Below are 16842 nucleotides of genomic sequence, written 5' to 3'. Positions count from 1 at the left end.
ACGTAGATCCCTCTGCGCTTTTTCGTCACCGAAAGCTACTACTCTATTTCTTCCTTGTATGTCCCCTCATTGATTTAAAAATGTTTCGTATTACATTACTCAATTGTCTAGGAATTCAGTGGTATTTATGTGAAGATGGTAGTAGTACAAAAAAGAATTATTACGTTAATAACATAGCGAATATACTGATATTTCCTCATTTAGGTATTTACATATTTATCCTCACGGTTCATAATTTAATCGGGGATGGGAGGATAAATATGGTTCAGATTAAGGTAACACCTGAGGAATTAGAACAAGTTGCAAAACGGGCAAATGATACAAAACACATGTTAGAATCTATACATAAAAATTTATGCGATCAAATTGATTACATGTGTTATCAGTGGGCAGGCGCATCTAATCAAAATTTCGTTCAAGTGTTCAATAACGCAAGACCTTCTGTGTTTACAGCTACCAATGCAATCTCACATATTGAAGAAGAATTAAAGAGAATTGCTGAGAAATTTCGCAATACAGATAATCAGGATGTAGCAAAGGCAGAGGGTGCAATGTGTGGTAAAGTATCAATGGAAGAGAAAAGTTTTGATGAAAAAAAACTAGCTAGAGATATAGCAGGTGAATTGACAGGTGAATACGATATTAGACGTGCTTGGGATGGCATTGATCCCTCTACCGGTGAAAAGCTTTCCACTTGGGATAGAATATTTGCTGGAGGAATGGCGGTAGCTGGACTCACACCTTTTGGAAAACTTGCTAAAGTCGGAAAAGGCGTGAAGATGACTACTAATGCGTTAGAGGGTATTAAGAATGCTGATAGAGCGACTGAAGCTTCTAAGGCAACTAAGAGAATTACACAAGCTGAAGAGGAAATGGTCACTTATAGACGTGTTCAAGGTGGAACACCTCCAAATGCAAGTAGAACTAGGATAACTGTAGATGAAAATAGTAATGTAGAAATACCTAATAAGAAAGCTAATTTAAATGTAAGTACAGGTAATGATGAGCATGCAAAATATTTCTTAAATAAAAGAGGAAGTAATGCAGAGATAGTTGAATTTGATATACCTAAATCGTTAGATGATTTTATAAATGAAAATGCAATACCTCAAAAAGGATATAAATCAAACCCCCTAAATCAAGGAGGAACTGCACCGAAAATAGTTGACCCAACAACGCCAGGAAATTCTTATGAATTGCCAGCACCTTGGATTGAATGGATAGAAGAATACGCCAAGAATGGCAGGACTATAAAGTAATAATAAAAGGAGTAGATTATGATATTAGAACCGCTTTATGCAGAAAACATTATAGTAGCCGTCATATATAATAATGAATTTAGATGGTATGTAACAGATAAAGAACTATGGTTTTTGGATTATAATAAGTTAGATAATGCATATAAAAATTTAGGTGTAAGCATTGAAGATAATGACGAAATTGAAGAAAGAAATGGAATAAAAGTATTAGACAATGAAAATGTAGAAGTATTTTTACAAAGGATTAATAAATATAACACAACTAAAGAGGAATTAAATTATTTACTACTTGAAAATATTAAAAGTAAACATGCAGGAGAAGATCTATTAGATTTTAGTCCGGTGTTATTAATTAACTTTGATGATAAAATACTATATTCAATGTTCCCAGAACCAGCATCATATGAAGAATATACACCAAAAGATTGGAATGGTAAATATGAAGATTTCACTAAATTAATACCTAAATCAGAAAAATATTGGATAGATGAGTTTAATAACAATCTATTTTCACTATAATTTAAACGGGATAAGGATGATAATAGTATGAGTAATAAAGATGTAGTAACTATATTAAATGAGGAATTCGAAAATGAGCAGACTGGTGAAAAGTTACAAGGGTTAACAGTTATAGTTGATGGAAAGTTAAAGCAAGTCATGGATATAATAATCGACAAAAATGATAATTATAGTAATTATACTGAAGTAGTCAAAGATGCACTATTTGAGGGGATAAATAATATCATTAATAAAATTAATAAATGATAAATACTAACTACAAAAAATTAAATACTTAATCTAAATAATGAGGTAAGGTGTAACGAAAATAAAGCACAAATATATATCATAATAAATAATAACGAAGGCTACTACTAATATAAAAGGCGTTAGTCTTCGTTATTATTTTTTTAAAAATGAAAGGAGTTCAAAATACAACGAATATACTCTCGACTTCAAACCCTAAAATTTTAAATTTTGCGCCGCTGTTTCAGGCACCTGGCAAATACAAATTCCGAATATCTCCTCCGCCCTTAAAGAAAAAAGCCGGTATCTATACCGACTATATTTTGAACGTTTTTAATTTGTCTTCGATTTGTTCTCCAGTAATTCCAATGGATCTTAACGTTATCGAAGGATGACTCTGATTTAATAAGGAATTTATTTTCTCCAACGATACTATTTTATATCCAGACATATTTTACATAAAACTACAAATCATTATTTACCATATTGCCCAAAGTTACGGAAACAATTATACTAGATGTAATCAGAATAAATAATCTGAATATTCTTAGAATTAAAGATAAAATCTTTACTGCCCGCAATTAGATGGATACATTCTATTTTCCACTCAATAGATTAAAAAACGATAATAACATTAGGAGGATTACGATGCACCAGCTTGATTCATTACATCCCCTTGTAGAAAAAATAATCACCAATATTGAAAAATTAATGGTCGGAAAACGAAAAGAAACGATCTTAGCTTTGACAGCTCTCTTAGCTGAAGGTCATGTACTATTAGAAGATGTTCCTGGCGTTGGGAAAACAATGTTAGTACGTGCTCTTTCTAAATCGATTGATGCCGATTACAAGCGCATTCAATTCACACCTGATTTACTGCCGTCAGATGTAACAGGTGTTTCTATTTACAATCCAAAAGAGCTCCAATTTGAGTTCAAGCCTGGACCAATCATGGGGAATTTTATACTTGCTGATGAAATTAATCGTACATCTCCAAAGACACAATCTGCCTTACTTGAAAGTATGGAAGAAGGCACTATCACAATAGATGGCATTACAAGATCGTTACCAAAACCTTTCTTTGTAATGGCTACACAAAATCCGGTCGAATATGAGGGAACATATCCTTTACCAGAAGCTCAGCTCGATCGTTTCTTGTTGAAGCTAAAAATGGGATATCCTACACCAGAAGAAGAATTTGAAATTTTAAACCGGATGGAAAAAACAAATCCACTCTCTCATTTACAAGCTATTACTACAATAAAAGAATTACTTTATTTACAACAAAGCGTACGGGATATAAGCATGGACAAAGCAATCAAACATTACATTGTAAAGCTTGTTAGTCAGACCCGTTCTTATAGTTCTATACAGCTAGGTGCAAGTCCACGCGGCTCAATTGCTTTAATGAAAGCTTCACAAGCTTATGCATTCATCCATGGTAGAAATTATGTTATTCCAGACGATGTTAAATTTTTAGCTCCTTACGTGTTAGCTCACAGACTCATTCTAAAAATGGAAGCAAGATTTGAAGGAATAACAGGAGAACAAGTTATCGCCAAAATCGTTGCACGAACTACCGTGCCGACTCAAAGGACGAAAAACCTTTGATGAAACAACTACTACGGGCGCTATATCACGTTACCAAGTTATTGCTAATACCTTTATGCCTAGTCTTAACATTTGTATACGCTATGCTTCAAGGAGGATTTGTAAGTTGGTTTTTGTTTTACAGTACGATTCCTATTGGCCTTTATTCACTACTACTTCCCTTCTACGCTTTACGGGACGCTGAAGTAAAACGAATAACAAACCAAGATGAATATGCAGCAGGAGAACAATTTTCAAGCACGATTACAATAAAAAGAAGATTTCCTTTCCCCTTACTTTATTTAGTTATAGAAGATGAACTGCCATCACAATTTACAAATTGTAGACAAACGACGGTGAATAATGTAATACTCTTTCCAGGATTAAAACGGAATATTTCGTTTCAATATGCTATTGACACAATCCCTAGAGGAGAGCACACTTTTTCAAGCGTACGTGTCAAAACTGGCGATTTATTCGGTATGATGGAGAAAGAAGTAACTTTTTCAGTTCCAGATACATTTTTAGTCTATCCCCAGTATGTAGATATAGCGTATCGACAATTAGAAAATCATTTCGAACAAGGAGCGCTTTCAGCAAATATAAATTTAGCAAAGGACTCTACAATTTCTGTCGGTGTCAGAGAATATAAGCCTGGTGATCGCTTTTCATGGATTGATTGGAAAGCAACTGCACGAACAAACAACATTATGACGAAAGAATTTGAACAACAGCGCAGCCATAATATTATGATATTCATGGACAGAACCCCATCCCCTCTATTCGAATCAGTCGTAACATTTTCCGCCTCTATTGTAAGGGCTGTATTGAAGCAAAATTCACCAGCGTCATTCGTGTCTGTCGGAAAAGAACAAACTTTTTTCCCTTTAGACAATGGAGATAGTCAGTTGCATCAAATCTTTTGTCATTTAGCGAAAGTACAAGCGGACTGTGTATTCCCGCTCTCTCGGAGTGTAGAAATAGAATTAAGAAAAATTTATGAGCCCGTAACGATTATACTCGTAACAAGCGATCTTTCTCCCGATATTCAAAAGGCGGCTGACTTTGCTGCTATAAAAAACAGAAAATTAATGGTGTTTGTCGTGAAAGAAAAAGCAAATCAACTCTCACATCGAGAACTAAGTATTCTAGAAACTCTACAAAAACGAAAAATATTTGTAAATGTGGTTTATGGGAACCGGTATACAAACGTGTTTTTTGAGGTGAGCAAATGATAACATTACGAACAAAATACAAATGGGATATGAGCAGATTCTTCATGCATGTATGTGCACTTCTACTTTTACTAGAATGGCTAAGACCCCTTATAGGTATTACAAACGTAGGTAGATTAGATATTTTTGTAATATTTATAGGAATTTGCTTCACTCTCTCTTTTTTTCAAACAAGGTGGCAAATTCCAATAAAGATCGTCACGATCTTATTCATCATTCATTTCCTGTATTATAAAAATGCTTTTATAAATCCATCTTGGCTAACGAAATTTTTTTCTGATATTTCTCGAAATTCCTCCCTGTTATTTCAAGGGAATTTGCTAGATATTTCTCCAGTTTTTCCAACACTTTTATTTTTTTTATCATTTTGGTTTTTGAGTTCTTTCATCTTTTTTTGGATGATTCATAAAAAACGCGGGTTGTTATTTCTTATATTGACTATTATTTATATCATAACTTTTCATAACTTACATTTATACAATGCAAACTACGCTATTATTCGTACTGTTGTCATCGGCTTTTTTATGCTTAGTCTTCTTCAAATAGAACGAATAAAAGAGATGGAACACTTACAAAATTATGCTAGAGTAATCTCAAAATTACTTAGACCTCTTACAATATTTATTGTATTGTCAGCAACTATCGCATACTTCGCTCCAAAATTTGGCCCTCAATGGCCAAACCCAATGGATTTTTTAAAATTCAACACATCCGAAGCAAGTAAAGAACAAGAAGTTTCTAAAATTGGGTATGGTTTAGATGACTCGCAATTAGGTGGTCCTTTTAAGGCGGATAATACAATTGTTTTTACAGCACAAACGCAAAACAAACAATATTGGAGAGTAGAAACAAAAGATTTTTATACAGGAAAAGGCTGGGAGGTTTCTGAAAATCCGAAAAAGGTTTCTTTTAAAAATAAAAACGACGTCGTGAGTTGGTACGAAAAAAATACAAAAACAGAAACAGCCAAAGCAACAATCACCATGCAAAAAAGTTATTCTCACCTTACCTATCCAACAGGATTAGTATCAGTTGAGGCTTCTTCTGATGTATCATACAGCGTTGACCCATTTTCAGAAAAAATCTATACGATGCACGGAGACTCTTCTACTACTTTAAATTCATATAAAGTAACATATGAGATCCCGGAGTTTTCCATAGAAAACTTGAAAGCAACAAAAACGAATGAAGGTCAAGAATCAAATTCTTATTTCATGACAAAGTACACACAACTTCCCGAATCATTACCGCAGCGAGTAAGAGACTTAGCTGTTAATCTTACAAATGATAAAGACAACCGATATGATAAAGTATTAGCTATTGAAAATTACTTCACAGACCATTCTTTTGTATACGAAACAACGGATGTGATGATTCCTGCCAAAAACCAAGATTATGTAGATCAATTCCTTTTCGATACAAAAAGCGGCTACTGTAATAATTTTTCGACGTCTATGATCGTGTTACTTCGTTCTGCCGGGATTCCCGCTCGATGGGTAAAAGGCTATACAGAAGGAACTCTTGAGAATACACTTGTTAGTACAGAAGGTGAGAATGTTTATAAAATCGAAAACAATAACGCACACTCTTGGGTCGAAGTATATTTTCCTGGATACGGATGGATTCCATTCGAACCAACAAAAGGATTTACCAATCCCTATAATTTTACAAATAATACTCCTGCTCCTACTTTTCAAAATAGCGAAGAAACTAATTCTCAAAACGAGCAAATGCACCAAAGAAACAATGAAGCGAAGCTCAAAAGTTTAATAGAAGATACAGAAGAAGCCTCTACTAAAAAGATCACAAATTCTAAAAATGATTTTTCTTGGTGGTACGTATTCCTCTCTGCGATACCGATTAGTATCATAGGATACATTCTCTTCACCACAAGAATGAAATGGATTACATTTTTTATTATTCTTTTCTATAAATATCGAAAAGATGATGCTGTTTATAGAAAAGCTTACGGTGCACTTTTAAAACAATTTGCGAGAATCGGCATACCGCGGGGTGAAAGTCAAACATTCCGAGAATACGCTCTTCACATCGATACACTTTACAACTCGGCTGATATGCAACAACTTACTTTCAGTTATGAGAACGCTATGTATCAAAAGGAACAGGCCGCCGCCGAATGGAAGACATCCGTACACTTATGGGAAGTGCTTATGAAAAAAGCAGCTTCTCTGCCTAAATCAAATGACTACGATAGAGTGATTTAATCTTGATTATGTGAGTTTAAAGAAAACACCTCAAAGAACTACTTTGTTCTTTGAGGTGTTATTTAATAAACATAATAAAAGATAGCTAACTCCTAATTATTCCCCAAGCACCTTCTCAATCTCAACCTCTAAATCCACCGGCTTCGTCTGCGGTGCAAAACGCCCTACTACTTTCCCATCTTTTCCAATTAGAAACTTAGTAAAGTTCCATTTCACTGCTTTCATACCAAGTAAACCGGGTGCTTGTTCTGTCATGTATGTATAAAGAGGATGAGCCTTATCACCTTTCACATCAATCTTTGCAAACATCGGGAAGTTTACACCGTAGTTTAATTCACAAAAACTAGTAATATCAGCTTCCGTTCCCGGTTCTTGCCCTCCAAATTGATTACAAGGGAAGCCTAGTATTTCTAATCCTTGATCTTTATATTTATCATATACTTCTTGTAATCCTTTATATTGCGGTGTAAAACCACATTTGCTAGCTACATTTACAATAAGAAGCGCTTTTCCTTCGTAATCTTTTAACGATTTATCTTCTCCTGTTATCGTTTTAGCTGAAAAATCATAAACTGTCATTATCCTTGCCCCTCTCTTTACTATCATTCTATGTTTATACTATACTACATTCGTGAATATACAGCTCTTATTACGTACTTACACACCAAAATGATAGCGCTTTATTTTCGTTCAAAAATTCGACACAATATACTAGACTTTTATGATGGAAAGTTTTACAATTGAATTATGAACAAAATGTGACAGTTTATATTCCATTATAAAAGAAAAGGATGGTGTTCATTATGAAAACTGCACAACATGAAACGATTTCAAATCGCGAGTTTTATTTCGTACTATATATGATGTTATTGTATGTTATTGGCTGGGTAATCGATGTAAATGGTTTATTTTTAAGCTCCTACTTTAATTTAGCAGGAGAGATTATGCTTCCAATCGTTGGTGGCATTGTTGGACTGTTCGTTATGTCTATTAATAAAGAACAAACGCGGTAAGAACATTACAAAAAGGCAGAAGACGAGGTTTCGTTTTCTGCCTTTTTGCATTTTTAGCGTATAATAAAAAACATAAAAGTATATAAGGAGTGGTAATGATGAAAAAAGTAGAACAATTATCTTCTCACCTATATCTTATTGATGATTACGACTTACAACATATTGAACGAACAGGTACGTACGTTTTATTAGGTGACGACATTACTTTAATTGAAACTTGTGCAGCCCCTTCTCTTCCCTATATTTTAGACGGCTTACAACAATTACATATTGATTTAAAAGATGTAAAAAATATCATTGTTACACATGTTCATTTAGATCACGCAGGTGCAGCAGGGCTAATGATGGAAAAGTGCCCAAATGCTACTTTATTTGTACATTCTCGTGGTGCTCGTCATATGATCGATCCAACAAAACTCATTTTAGGTGCAAAAGCTGTGTACAAAGAAGATTTTGATAAACTTTTTGATCCCATTCTTCCAATTGAAGAAGAACGTGTTCGTATTGTACAACATGGTGATACGTTAAAAATTGCAGAAGACCGTACACTTACATTTTACGATACACCGGGACATGCTAAGCATCATATTAGCATTCACGATTCATTAACAAACGGCATTTTTACTGGCGATACAATTGGAATTTACTATCGAGAGCTAGCTGATCTTGGTGTAGAACTATATCTACCATCAACTTCACCTTCACAATTCCAACCAGAGGCGATGATCGCTTCTAAAAATCATATTCAAAGTATGGATGTAGATACTATTTATTTCGGTCATTACGGCGCATCATCCAATGTTACAGAAGTATATAACCAACTTGAACATTGGTTACCTATTTTTGTTGGTACTGGTAAAGAGGTCTTTGAAAAGTATAATGATTTTGATGAAGCGACTAAAGCTTTACAAACTTTATTAATGGATAAAATCTCTTCTCATCTTACAAAGTTAAACGTTCCATCAAATCATTCCGTTTATAACATTTTACATCTAGATATAGAAATTAGCGCGATGGGCATTATTGATTATTTCACGAAGCAAGAAAAAGCAAACTCCACTATTAACTAACAGTAAAAGAAGAGATATACAACAGTAGTTATTGTATATCTCTTCTTTTTTTGAATATATTTTGAGTAAAGGATGGTGGAATGCAATGCAAAAAGTGATTCTATACCTCTGCTTCACATTATTTATCGTCTTATTATTATTTGTCGGAGTGAAAATTCAATTTTATTTAGATACAGACGCGCAGGTGAACTTTAACGTTTATCCAAGATTATTCTACTATACACTCTTCCCTCTTTTGGTCGGCATTTTATTACGATTCCTTCAATCCATTAATCGTGAAACAAGTAAACAAAACTGGAACTTTCAGCCGGATAAATTTATCGCTATTACGTTGCCTACACTATTCATTTCCTTTTCTCCAGCTCTACTCTTTTCACCAGTTGGAAAATATCTACCTTATTTAACTAATATTATTCTTATAAATACAACTTTCGTTACCATTATTAGTTTAATAGCTGGTTACTCACTTTTAGATTGTTTGATACAAAAAGACAAGGAGACTGGGAAGGAATATAACTAAGTGATTTCCCACTTTCACTTATTTAGTAAATCAAGATAATTCTGCCCCTAACTTGTATGCAAAAGAACCTAATGTTCAATTTTTAAGTGTCGTTGGTTATGGTGGTTTATTTATAAGTGCAATACTCCTTGTAAGAGTTTCTATACATGCGGTAAGGAAATTTAAGTAATAACAAAACGAGTATGAAATCGCATAGATTTTATACTCGTTTTGTTATTGTTCATATATTTAATTGATAATAGGAAATTCATGTTAAACTAAAGAAAGTCGTGCACTAAATCAAAATACATTTCAAACAAGGGAGACTTATTATGAAATTTGGGACTTTCTCGTTTCTAACGTTTATCGCAAGTATATGTTCTTTCTTTATTTTAAGAGGACCTAATGCAAATTTAACATTAATTATTGTACTTCTAAGTATTCTTTCATTACTCGGTATTATTTTTGCGATCGCATCAAAGAATTGGCTATTTAAAATAGTTGGCACGGCATTAAATGGAGTAATACTAGTATTTGTATATTTCTTATTGCTAGCAAAAGGCATAGGTGGTTAATATATTTACGTTTCAATAAGAAAAGCTCACAGCTTAAGCTATGAGCTTTTTTACTTATCTCACCTTTTCATCTACATACTCCATATACTGTTCTGCTTTAATAAATCTTTCTTTATACGCTTCAGGTACTTCTTCTACTGTTATCCCACCACTCGATTTCGCTTTTACTAATACAGTTTGATATGACATTAACGCTTCCATATATTGTTCATACTCTTCTGAAGTTAATACTTCTTTACTAGATTTATGGCCATTTAATTTATCAAAATACGGCTGAAGTTCCATTTCTACCTTTTTCATTTCCTCTTTTTTAGCTGGTGATAATTGATCATAATCAATATTACCGTTCGAATCCCCGTACTCAAGCTTTGCATTTGTTAATTTCTTTAGTTCTTTTGTAAACTCTTCATATTCCTTTGCACCCATTTCGTCTTTCGCTTGTGATAACTTTGCATTAAAACGCATATATGCTTCTAATGTCATCGCTCCGGCATGTTTTTTTAAGTTCTCAAACGACCCGTATATACCATCCGCCATAATAGATTGGTAAGCAAAACCAGTCGTTGGGATTAAAAATGCTGCTGCAAGCACTCCTGCAATAAGGCGCTTCTTCCTTTTGTTCCCCCCTCGCTTCATTTTAATCTGAACAATTACTTTTTCTTTTAACTCCGGCGGGGCAATAATCCCCTTCGCTTCTTCTTGTATAGATTCTCTAACTCTACAATCTAAGCTCATTTCACATTCCCTACCTCTCCTAAAAAGATTTCTTCTACTTGCTCTTTTTGACGTAGTTTCTTTAATGCCGCATGAATTCTAGACTTCACTGTACCGATTGGAATATGTAATATTTGTGCTACTTCTTCTTGAGAGTAATCGTGTAAGTATCTTAAGATAATAACTTGTTTCAATTTATACGGTAACTTATGAATGAGTTCGATTAATTTTTGATTTGATATTTTACTTACAACATCGCTAGAAAAATCAATTTGTACTGGCTTTCTTTGCTCTTCTGCTTTTTTTACAATTCGCAGTCGCATCCACCTCTTTCTTCTATAAGAATGAATTTGTTTAATCGCCAGTCCAATTAGCCAAGGTCTAAATGGCTTCTCGCTATCATATTTACGAAGCGATTCATATAGCTGTATGTATATTTCTTGAACGACATCATCTACATCTGCTTTGTCTTCTATTAAAAAATGTGCTGTCTTATATATTTCTTGAATCGTTTTATCATACAATTCGCTATACGCTTCTTTATTTCCTGATAAAGTTAATTGGATTAAATCTGTATACACTGTTTCATCCTTCATGTACCATCCCTCCTTTGTCTTATACTATATATTGGCAAGAAAACGATATTTCGTTCGATTTTTCAAAAAAAATTTTATATACATTAATATAATGATCTAATGACTTCATAAGCTTCACTTATAACCTTGCATAACAATTATATAATTTTCCAATTCTTAATGAAGATTTAAAATGATTTATATAGTCAAATTTAGGAGGATATTATATGAAAGCTATCGTTGTACCTTCGTTCGGTGGTCCTGAAGTGATGAAATATACAGACGTGGAGATGCCGGCTATTTCAGACAATCAAGTATTAATTCGTGTTGTTGCTACTAGTGTTAATTTTGCCGATATTAAATCACGTTATGGCAAAAAAGGAAACAAAGCCTTACCTTTTATCCCAGGGATAGATGCAGCTGGTATTGTAGAACGCGTAGGTTCTCATGTGAAAAACATTTATCCTGGCCAACGAGTCATTGCTTTTCCTCAAAATGGTTCTTACGCTGAATATGTTGTTGCAAATGAAAATCTTACTTTCGTATTACCTGATGAAGTTGATTTCCAAACTGCAGCCGCTTGCCCTATCGTATCTTTTACAAGCTACAATTTACTTGTAAATGTTGCAAGACTTCAACATTGTGAATCTGTTCTAATTCATGCGGCTGCTGGTGGAATTGGTACTACCGCGATTCAACTTGCAAAACGATTAGGGGCTGGAACCGTTATTGGTACTGTCGGGAGTGAAGTAAAAAGAAAAATAGCTTTAGATGCTGGAGCTGATTATGTTATTTGTCATCAAGATGAGGATTTTGTAGAGAAAGTCAATGAGCTGACCAACGGTGAAGGGGTCGATGTAATTTTAGATTCTATTTCTGGAACGGTTTCGGAAAGAAGTTTAAAATGTCTTGCTTATTACGGTCGCCTCGTTCATTTCGGTAATGCAAGCGGTGAAATTGGTAACTTTCAAACGAAAGATTTACACGCAAGTTGCCGCTCTATACTCGGTTTTAGCTTTGGTACTACACGAAAAAAACGTCCTGAACTACTCCAAGAAACTGCAAATGAAGTTTTCCGTTATTTACGTGATGGCCGTCTGAAAATGAAAGCAACGAAATCTTTTCCACTTCAAGATGCAGGGAAAGCACATGAATGGGTCGAAAGTAGAAAAAGTACAGGGAAAGTCATACTAACTATTCAGCCCTCTTCCTGAAATGAATACTTGAAACCGAGGTGTCATTCATGGGATCACGAATTATGCATGCTATTATCGCTAACAGGATTGCCGAGAAATTATCTATTCAAGATAAAACTTCTTTTATACTTGGAGGCGTAGCCCCCGATGCTGTGCATTCAAAGATAGAAAAAGTCACCTCACATTTTTACGCCGGCTCAACAAAAGACTATACGAGACGAATTGATTATGGATCATTTATTCATAAATATAAAGATTATATGGAGTCCCCTTTTCTCCTAGGCTATTGCACCCACCTCATTGCCGATGATAATTGGCTAAGCGGCTTTTTTCTACCTTGGCTTAAAAATAGAATGGAAAACGACGAAACTATCGCACCTATGTACTATAACGATTTTAAATTGTTGAACGCAAAGTTGTTGCATCATTACGCTATAGATCAAAAGCTCTTCTCTCTTCTAAATCAAGAGGCTCACATTATGGATATCGAAGAGGTTTCTAAAGAAAACGTTTTAGCATTTCGAGCATACCTTTTTGAAGATATGCTGTATCCGGAGCAACATTTGCATGAAGAGTTACAGGTTTTTACGTTTGATCAAATCGTTGGTTATATTGAGACCGCTATTGAAAAAGGAACATTTTTTATAGAACAACTCGCTAATAAAAAATTCACTTCAAATATTTAATCCCCCTCATGATTTACGAGGGGGATTTTCACATAACAATATTATTATTGGTTCTTTTCCATAACCGCAAAATAGTTCCCTTCACTATCAGCAAAGTTAAACACTTTACCAGAAGGCATAGTTACCATTTCTCCAACAGTAACATTTTTATTTTTTAAATCTGTATATAATTGATCAAGATTTTCTGAGAAGAACATTAAAGATGGTGTACCAAGATTTAATTCTGGGCTCATCTTAGAAATAACTTCTTTATTATGTAATATAATACTCGTTTCTGCACCGTTAGTCGGAGCGATTTCAATCCATCTCATTCCTTGCTTGTTATCTTCCTCTGCTACTACATGAAACCCTACCTTTTCCGTCCAAAAATTTACTGCCTCATCTTGATTATTTACATACAGCATAATTTGTCCAACTTTATGGATCATTTCATTTCCCCCTAATGGTTTTTATACTCTATGTAGGTTTCTACAAGTGTTATTGTTATTCCTTTTGAGTTTATATGTACCTCTTTACAAAATTTACCGACTGATTCATCCCGTCAAGTTCGTTAAAATAATCATTTCTTTCAATCATGTTATACCCGTCGAATCCGATTTCATCTAATGCCTTGAAGAATATATCGAAATCTACTTCACCATTTCCTGCTGCGACTTCTATATACTTACTTGAACTATCGCTTTTCACTTCTTTACAATCTTTAATATGAGTTTGTACTATATAATCTTTTAATAGTAATAAACTCTCTATCGGATTTCCATTTACATCGCTAATTAAATTTGCTGGGTCAAAGTTAACAGCTAGTCCTTTGGAGTTTGTAGTTTCTAAAAATTGTTTTAATACTATTGCTTTTTCAGATCCTGTCTCCATAGCGAAGACTCCCCCTAATTTTAATAATAAATCCCCTATCTCATAACAAGCCCTTTGCATCTTGTCATATCGCTCGCTCTTTTCAACATCTGGAATTTTTCCAATGTGAGCCGTTATTATATTTGCTCCTAATTCTAATCCCTTATCAGCAACACGTTTCAACTGCTCTATTACATTTTCATCCTCCGCCCCTACAATTCCACTTTCTCCAAAACTAATTGCTAATGACGGAACTTTAATTCCATTAAAAAATAAACTTTTCTTTAAATTGGTCCATTCTACCTTTGAAATATTTGCTAAGTTGAAAGTCATATTCATAGCATATAGTTGAATATATTTTAAATCCCATTCTCTCGCCTTTTTTATTCCTTCGTTTACTTCAATATGTTTTGTATTTAAAAACATTCCTAATTTCCTGTTCATAAATGTACCTTCTTTTTATTATTTCGTATCATGTTAATATTCGACTCTTTTTATGTTACTTCCTTGTACAAACTAAACTAGAAATGCTACACCTTTATCAATAATCCCTGTAGAATCATTAATATTTTTAAAGTTACGATAGATGAAATTTTAATAATCGTTAATAAAATTTCATCTATTATTCCACAAAAAAAAGACGTAACTACGCATAGTTGCGTCTTTCCTTTTATTTATCCCACTATTTGCCGTGCAGTAAGACTCCCACCTCAAAATTCAGTTAGAGCAAAGAAGTCCGGTGGGAGATTAACTGCACGTGAAGGCTAATAATCAGTGGGGAGGAACACCCGCCCACTGATTAAAGTTTAACTTTATCTAGGCTTCTTCTTCCCAGTAAAAGCTGGTTTCTTTTTCTTTGGTTCTTGTGGTTTCGATTCTACAAATGTTCCTTTGAACATTTCTTGTTTCGTAAACACGATACCTAATTTTTTCGCAAATTGAAGTAATTTACGTTCTTCTTGTTCTGTTACAAGAGAAACTACTGTTCCTTCTTTACCCATACGTCCAGTACGTCCTGAACGGTGAATGTATTGGTCTACAGTGTCAGGTAACTCTAAGTGAATTACATGTGTTAAATCATCAATATCTATTCCACGTGCTGCAATATCAGTAGCAAGTAGAATTTCTAATTTCCCACCGCGGAATGCACGCATCGTTGCTTCACGCTCTTGCTTGCTTGCCTCTGCATGAAGAGCTGCTGCTTTCATTTTACGGAATTTCAATTTCTGAGTAATTTCATCTAAACGGAATGGGTCATTTAAGAAAGCAACTGCTTTTACATCGCCCATATGCATAATTCTTCTTACGTAATCATTTTTTTCGCGTCGCTCACAAATGATATACGTATGCTCAACTAAGCTTTTTGACTCTGCACGAGTTACACGTACTAATTGTGGTTCAACTGCTAAATCACGTGCTGCATCTTCTGCCGCTTTTGTCATTGTTGCTGAGAAGAATACTAATTGACGATCGCGCATCGTTGATTTAATTACATCCTGTGCAGCGCCCATCATTTTTTGCTTTACAATTTGATCAAACTCATCAAATACAATTGTTTTCACTTCATGCATTTTTAGCTTTTTCATACGAATTAATTCTAAAATACGGCCTGGTGAACCGACAATTACTTTCGGGTGTTTCTTTAATTTTTCAACTTGGCGCTTAATATCTGCACCACCAATTAAAGATGCACCTGAAATTTCAGTTCCTGCTGTAAATTTTTGAACCTCTTCATGAATTTGCATTACAAGTTCACGCGTTGGAGCTAAAATAACAACTTGTGGCTGTTTTACTTCAGGATTAATTTTATGTAAAAGTGGTAATAAGTACGCTAATGTTTTTCCTGTTCCAGTTGGAGATTCAGCTATAACGTCTTGTCCTTCTAAAATAGTTGGAATCGCTTGTTTTTGAATTTCAGTTAATTCTTTAAAACCAGCCTTCTCCCAAGCTTGTTGTAAAAATGGTTGCATATCTTTTATCATTTGTTTTTCTCCTTTATCTCTATTTTTGAAGAAAATGCTGTATTGTTCGCACCGTTTCTATCATGTGTGAAATAACAGCTATTAAATCATCAACATGGTCTTCTGTAATCGCTTTTTGAAATAGAACCTCTACCTTATTATGATATGAAATCGCTTGCTTATTATATTCGTATGAAATTTTCTGCGTAATCATTCGCTCTTTTCCCCATATAGAATGCAATAAAGTTTCAATTTCTTCGCATCCTATCTCTGGTTGTTCCATTTCGAACGAGAATTCCAGCTTCATTTCACAACCTGGTATAAACTGAGGTACTTCTAATATTTCACCTGATAAATTCTTTGCATCAACAGATAGTGAAAATGTTGCCTCTACCATCGTTTTAAATGGTTCTGTTAGTTGAAATGAAATACTATACATACGACTCAATGAAGCAAGGTCCATCACATCTTTTCGATCTGTTACGAGAATATCACCGTGTAAATCGAAATCATAGACAGCTCCTTCCACAATTACCTTTAAATTTTCAAAAGCAGTTGGATCAAACATAATTTCCTCCAAAAAACAGGCGCCTTTCGATGGAAAGGCGCCACTTGATGTATATATAGTGTACAGATAAACGAGATGAATTA

At 34.2% G+C, this 16842-nt stretch carries 19 protein-coding genes; 12 read left to right on the top strand and 7 right to left on the bottom strand.

The window, feature by feature from the left end; translation table 11 throughout:
- Positions 1 to 260: 260 nt before the first annotated feature.
- The 6 genes from BAU23_RS07850 (at position 261) to BAU23_RS07825 (ending at position 7053) form a co-directional block, all read left to right on the top strand.
- Positions 261 to 1259: a WXG100 family type VII secretion target gene (locus tag BAU23_RS07850; RefSeq protein ID WP_000249904.1), complete on the top strand. Its 999-nt coding sequence runs from the start codon at positions 261 to 263 to the stop codon at positions 1257 to 1259.
- An 18-nt stretch (positions 1260 to 1277) separates the two neighbouring features.
- A complete protein-coding gene (locus BAU23_RS07845) occupies positions 1278 to 1778 on the top strand; it encodes a hypothetical protein (protein WP_071733977.1) in 501 nt (166 codons plus the stop codon).
- Positions 1779 to 1805: 27 nt separating this feature from the next.
- Positions 1806 to 2024, top strand: coding sequence for a hypothetical protein (locus BAU23_RS07840; protein WP_000066138.1), 219 nt, complete (start codon positions 1806 to 1808; stop codon positions 2022 to 2024).
- A gap of 627 nt (positions 2025 to 2651) precedes the next feature.
- A complete protein-coding gene (locus BAU23_RS07835) occupies positions 2652 to 3614 on the top strand; it encodes an AAA family ATPase (RefSeq protein ID WP_071733975.1) in 963 nt (320 codons plus the stop codon).
- Positions 3614 to 4828 carry a DUF58 domain-containing protein gene (locus tag BAU23_RS07830; protein WP_071733973.1) on the top strand — a complete coding sequence of 405 codons (1215 nt, stop codon included), beginning with the start codon at positions 3614 to 3616 and terminating at the stop codon, positions 4826 to 4828. The genes BAU23_RS07835 and BAU23_RS07830 overlap by 1 nt, the downstream gene beginning before the upstream one ends.
- Positions 4825 to 7053 carry a transglutaminase TgpA family protein gene (locus tag BAU23_RS07825; protein ID WP_071733970.1) on the top strand — a complete coding sequence of 743 codons (2229 nt, stop codon included), beginning with the start codon at positions 4825 to 4827 and terminating at the stop codon, positions 7051 to 7053. Before BAU23_RS07830 ends, BAU23_RS07825 begins: the two co-directional genes overlap by 4 nt.
- Before the next feature lie 96 nt (positions 7054 to 7149).
- On the opposite strand, the gene bsaA is transcribed toward BAU23_RS07825, so the two are convergent.
- The gene (bsaA, locus tag BAU23_RS07820; protein ID WP_000219424.1) at positions 7150 to 7632 is read right to left on the bottom strand and encodes a glutathione peroxidase; all 483 of its coding nucleotides are present in this window, start codon (positions 7630 to 7632) and stop codon (positions 7150 to 7152) included.
- Positions 7633 to 7856: 224 nt separating this feature from the next.
- On the opposite strand from bsaA, the gene BAU23_RS07815 reads away from it, so the two are divergent.
- The 4 genes from BAU23_RS07815 (at position 7857) to BAU23_RS07795 (ending at position 10210) form a co-directional block, all read left to right on the top strand.
- Positions 7857 to 8066 carry a DUF3925 family protein gene (locus BAU23_RS07815; RefSeq protein ID WP_000844974.1) on the top strand — a complete coding sequence of 70 codons (210 nt, stop codon included), beginning with the start codon at positions 7857 to 7859 and terminating at the stop codon, positions 8064 to 8066.
- A gap of 98 nt (positions 8067 to 8164) precedes the next feature.
- Complete coding sequence (locus BAU23_RS07810) at positions 8165 to 9136, top strand: MBL fold metallo-hydrolase (RefSeq protein ID WP_071733968.1); 972 nt, start codon at positions 8165 to 8167, stop codon at positions 9134 to 9136.
- Between the two features lie 85 nt (positions 9137 to 9221).
- Positions 9222 to 9656 (top strand): hypothetical protein, encoded by a 435-nt coding sequence (locus tag BAU23_RS07805; protein ID WP_001174414.1) that lies wholly within the window; start codon positions 9222 to 9224, stop codon positions 9654 to 9656.
- Between the two features lie 311 nt (positions 9657 to 9967).
- Positions 9968 to 10210, top strand: coding sequence for a hypothetical protein (locus tag BAU23_RS07795; RefSeq protein WP_000668394.1), 243 nt, complete (start codon positions 9968 to 9970; stop codon positions 10208 to 10210).
- 54 nt (positions 10211 to 10264) lie between these two features.
- Here the strand turns inward: BAU23_RS07795 and BAU23_RS07790 are convergent, their stop codons facing one another.
- Together BAU23_RS07790 and BAU23_RS07785 are read right to left on the bottom strand one after the other, a co-directional pair.
- The gene (locus tag BAU23_RS07790; RefSeq protein ID WP_000050667.1) at positions 10265 to 10945 is read right to left on the bottom strand and encodes a DUF3600 domain-containing protein; all 681 of its coding nucleotides are present in this window, start codon (positions 10943 to 10945) and stop codon (positions 10265 to 10267) included.
- On the bottom strand, positions 10942 to 11520 hold the full coding sequence (locus BAU23_RS07785; RefSeq protein WP_000651115.1) for a sigma-70 family RNA polymerase sigma factor: 579 nt from the start codon (positions 11518 to 11520) through the stop codon (positions 10942 to 10944). The genes BAU23_RS07790 and BAU23_RS07785 overlap by 4 nt, the downstream gene beginning before the upstream one ends.
- Before the next feature lie 206 nt (positions 11521 to 11726).
- Here BAU23_RS07785 and BAU23_RS07780 point away from each other — a divergent pair, with 206 nt between their 5' ends.
- Together BAU23_RS07780 and BAU23_RS07775 are read left to right on the top strand one after the other, a co-directional pair.
- Entirely contained in the window at positions 11727 to 12713 is a 987-nt protein-coding gene (locus BAU23_RS07780; protein ID WP_071733964.1) for a quinone oxidoreductase family protein, read from the top strand.
- A gap of 29 nt (positions 12714 to 12742) precedes the next feature.
- The gene (locus tag BAU23_RS07775) at positions 12743 to 13381 is read left to right on the top strand and encodes a zinc dependent phospholipase C family protein (RefSeq protein WP_016129246.1); all 639 of its coding nucleotides are present in this window, start codon (positions 12743 to 12745) and stop codon (positions 13379 to 13381) included.
- A 44-nt stretch (positions 13382 to 13425) separates the two neighbouring features.
- Here BAU23_RS07775 and BAU23_RS07770 read toward each other — a convergent pair whose 3' ends face one another.
- The 4 genes from BAU23_RS07770 to BAU23_RS07755 all read right to left on the bottom strand — a co-directional run bounded on the left by BAU23_RS07770 (position 13426) and on the right by BAU23_RS07755 (position 16759).
- Complete coding sequence (locus BAU23_RS07770) at positions 13426 to 13809, bottom strand: VOC family protein (protein WP_000581476.1); 384 nt, start codon at positions 13807 to 13809, stop codon at positions 13426 to 13428.
- A gap of 70 nt (positions 13810 to 13879) precedes the next feature.
- On the bottom strand, positions 13880 to 14674 hold the full coding sequence (locus tag BAU23_RS07765; RefSeq protein WP_001080391.1) for a sugar phosphate isomerase/epimerase family protein: 795 nt from the start codon (positions 14672 to 14674) through the stop codon (positions 13880 to 13882).
- Positions 14675 to 15042: 368 nt separating this feature from the next.
- Entirely contained in the window at positions 15043 to 16212 is a 1170-nt protein-coding gene (locus BAU23_RS07760; protein WP_000588605.1) for a DEAD/DEAH box helicase, read from the bottom strand.
- A gap of 19 nt (positions 16213 to 16231) precedes the next feature.
- A complete protein-coding gene (locus BAU23_RS07755) occupies positions 16232 to 16759 on the bottom strand; it encodes a hypothetical protein (RefSeq protein ID WP_000460232.1) in 528 nt (175 codons plus the stop codon).
- Positions 16760 to 16842 lie beyond the last annotated feature (83 nt).

The sequence above is a fragment of the Bacillus nitratireducens genome (genome assembly GCF_001884135.1).
Taxonomy (GTDB): domain Bacteria; phylum Bacillota; class Bacilli; order Bacillales; family Bacillaceae_G; genus Bacillus_A; species Bacillus_A nitratireducens.
The sequence above is the reverse complement of the archived record's forward strand: the minus strand, read 5'-3'. Positions and strand labels throughout refer to the sequence as shown.

Excerpts from the sequence above, each read along its gene's own strand:
- BAU23_RS07840 (WP_000066138.1), top strand. The coding sequence starts at position 1,806 with ATGAGTAATAAAGATGTAGTAACTATATTAAATGAGGAATTCGAAAAT.
- BAU23_RS07805 (WP_001174414.1), top strand. The coding sequence starts at position 9,222 with ATGCAAAAAGTGATTCTATACCTCTGCTTCACATTATTTATCGTCTTA.
- BAU23_RS07850 (WP_000249904.1), top strand. The coding sequence starts at position 261 with ATGGTTCAGATTAAGGTAACACCTGAGGAATTAGAACAAGTTGCAAAA.
- BAU23_RS07810 (WP_071733968.1), top strand. The coding sequence starts at position 8,165 with ATGAAAAAAGTAGAACAATTATCTTCTCACCTATATCTTATTGATGAT.
- BAU23_RS07830 (WP_071733973.1), top strand. The coding sequence starts at position 3,614 with ATGAAACAACTACTACGGGCGCTATATCACGTTACCAAGTTATTGCTA.
- BAU23_RS07755 (WP_000460232.1), bottom strand. The coding sequence starts at position 16,759 with ATGTTTGATCCAACTGCTTTTGAAAATTTAAAGGTAATTGTGGAAGGA.
- BAU23_RS07845 (WP_071733977.1), top strand. The coding sequence starts at position 1,278 with ATGATATTAGAACCGCTTTATGCAGAAAACATTATAGTAGCCGTCATA.
- BAU23_RS07780 (WP_071733964.1), top strand. The coding sequence starts at position 11,727 with ATGAAAGCTATCGTTGTACCTTCGTTCGGTGGTCCTGAAGTGATGAAA.
- BAU23_RS07790 (WP_000050667.1), bottom strand. The coding sequence starts at position 10,945 with ATGAGCTTAGATTGTAGAGTTAGAGAATCTATACAAGAAGAAGCGAAG.
- bsaA (WP_000219424.1), bottom strand. The coding sequence starts at position 7,632 with ATGACAGTTTATGATTTTTCAGCTAAAACGATAACAGGAGAAGATAAA.
- BAU23_RS07770 (WP_000581476.1), bottom strand. The coding sequence starts at position 13,809 with ATGATCCATAAAGTTGGACAAATTATGCTGTATGTAAATAATCAAGAT.
- BAU23_RS07775 (WP_016129246.1), top strand. The coding sequence starts at position 12,743 with ATGGGATCACGAATTATGCATGCTATTATCGCTAACAGGATTGCCGAG.
- BAU23_RS07785 (WP_000651115.1), bottom strand. The coding sequence starts at position 11,520 with ATGAAGGATGAAACAGTGTATACAGATTTAATCCAATTAACTTTATCA.
- BAU23_RS07795 (WP_000668394.1), top strand. The coding sequence starts at position 9,968 with ATGAAATTTGGGACTTTCTCGTTTCTAACGTTTATCGCAAGTATATGT.
- BAU23_RS07765 (WP_001080391.1), bottom strand. The coding sequence starts at position 14,674 with ATGAACAGGAAATTAGGAATGTTTTTAAATACAAAACATATTGAAGTA.
- BAU23_RS07815 (WP_000844974.1), top strand. The coding sequence starts at position 7,857 with ATGAAAACTGCACAACATGAAACGATTTCAAATCGCGAGTTTTATTTC.
- BAU23_RS07760 (WP_000588605.1), bottom strand. The coding sequence starts at position 16,212 with ATGATAAAAGATATGCAACCATTTTTACAACAAGCTTGGGAGAAGGCT.
- BAU23_RS07835 (WP_071733975.1), top strand. The coding sequence starts at position 2,652 with ATGCACCAGCTTGATTCATTACATCCCCTTGTAGAAAAAATAATCACC.
- BAU23_RS07825 (WP_071733970.1), top strand. The coding sequence starts at position 4,825 with ATGATAACATTACGAACAAAATACAAATGGGATATGAGCAGATTCTTC.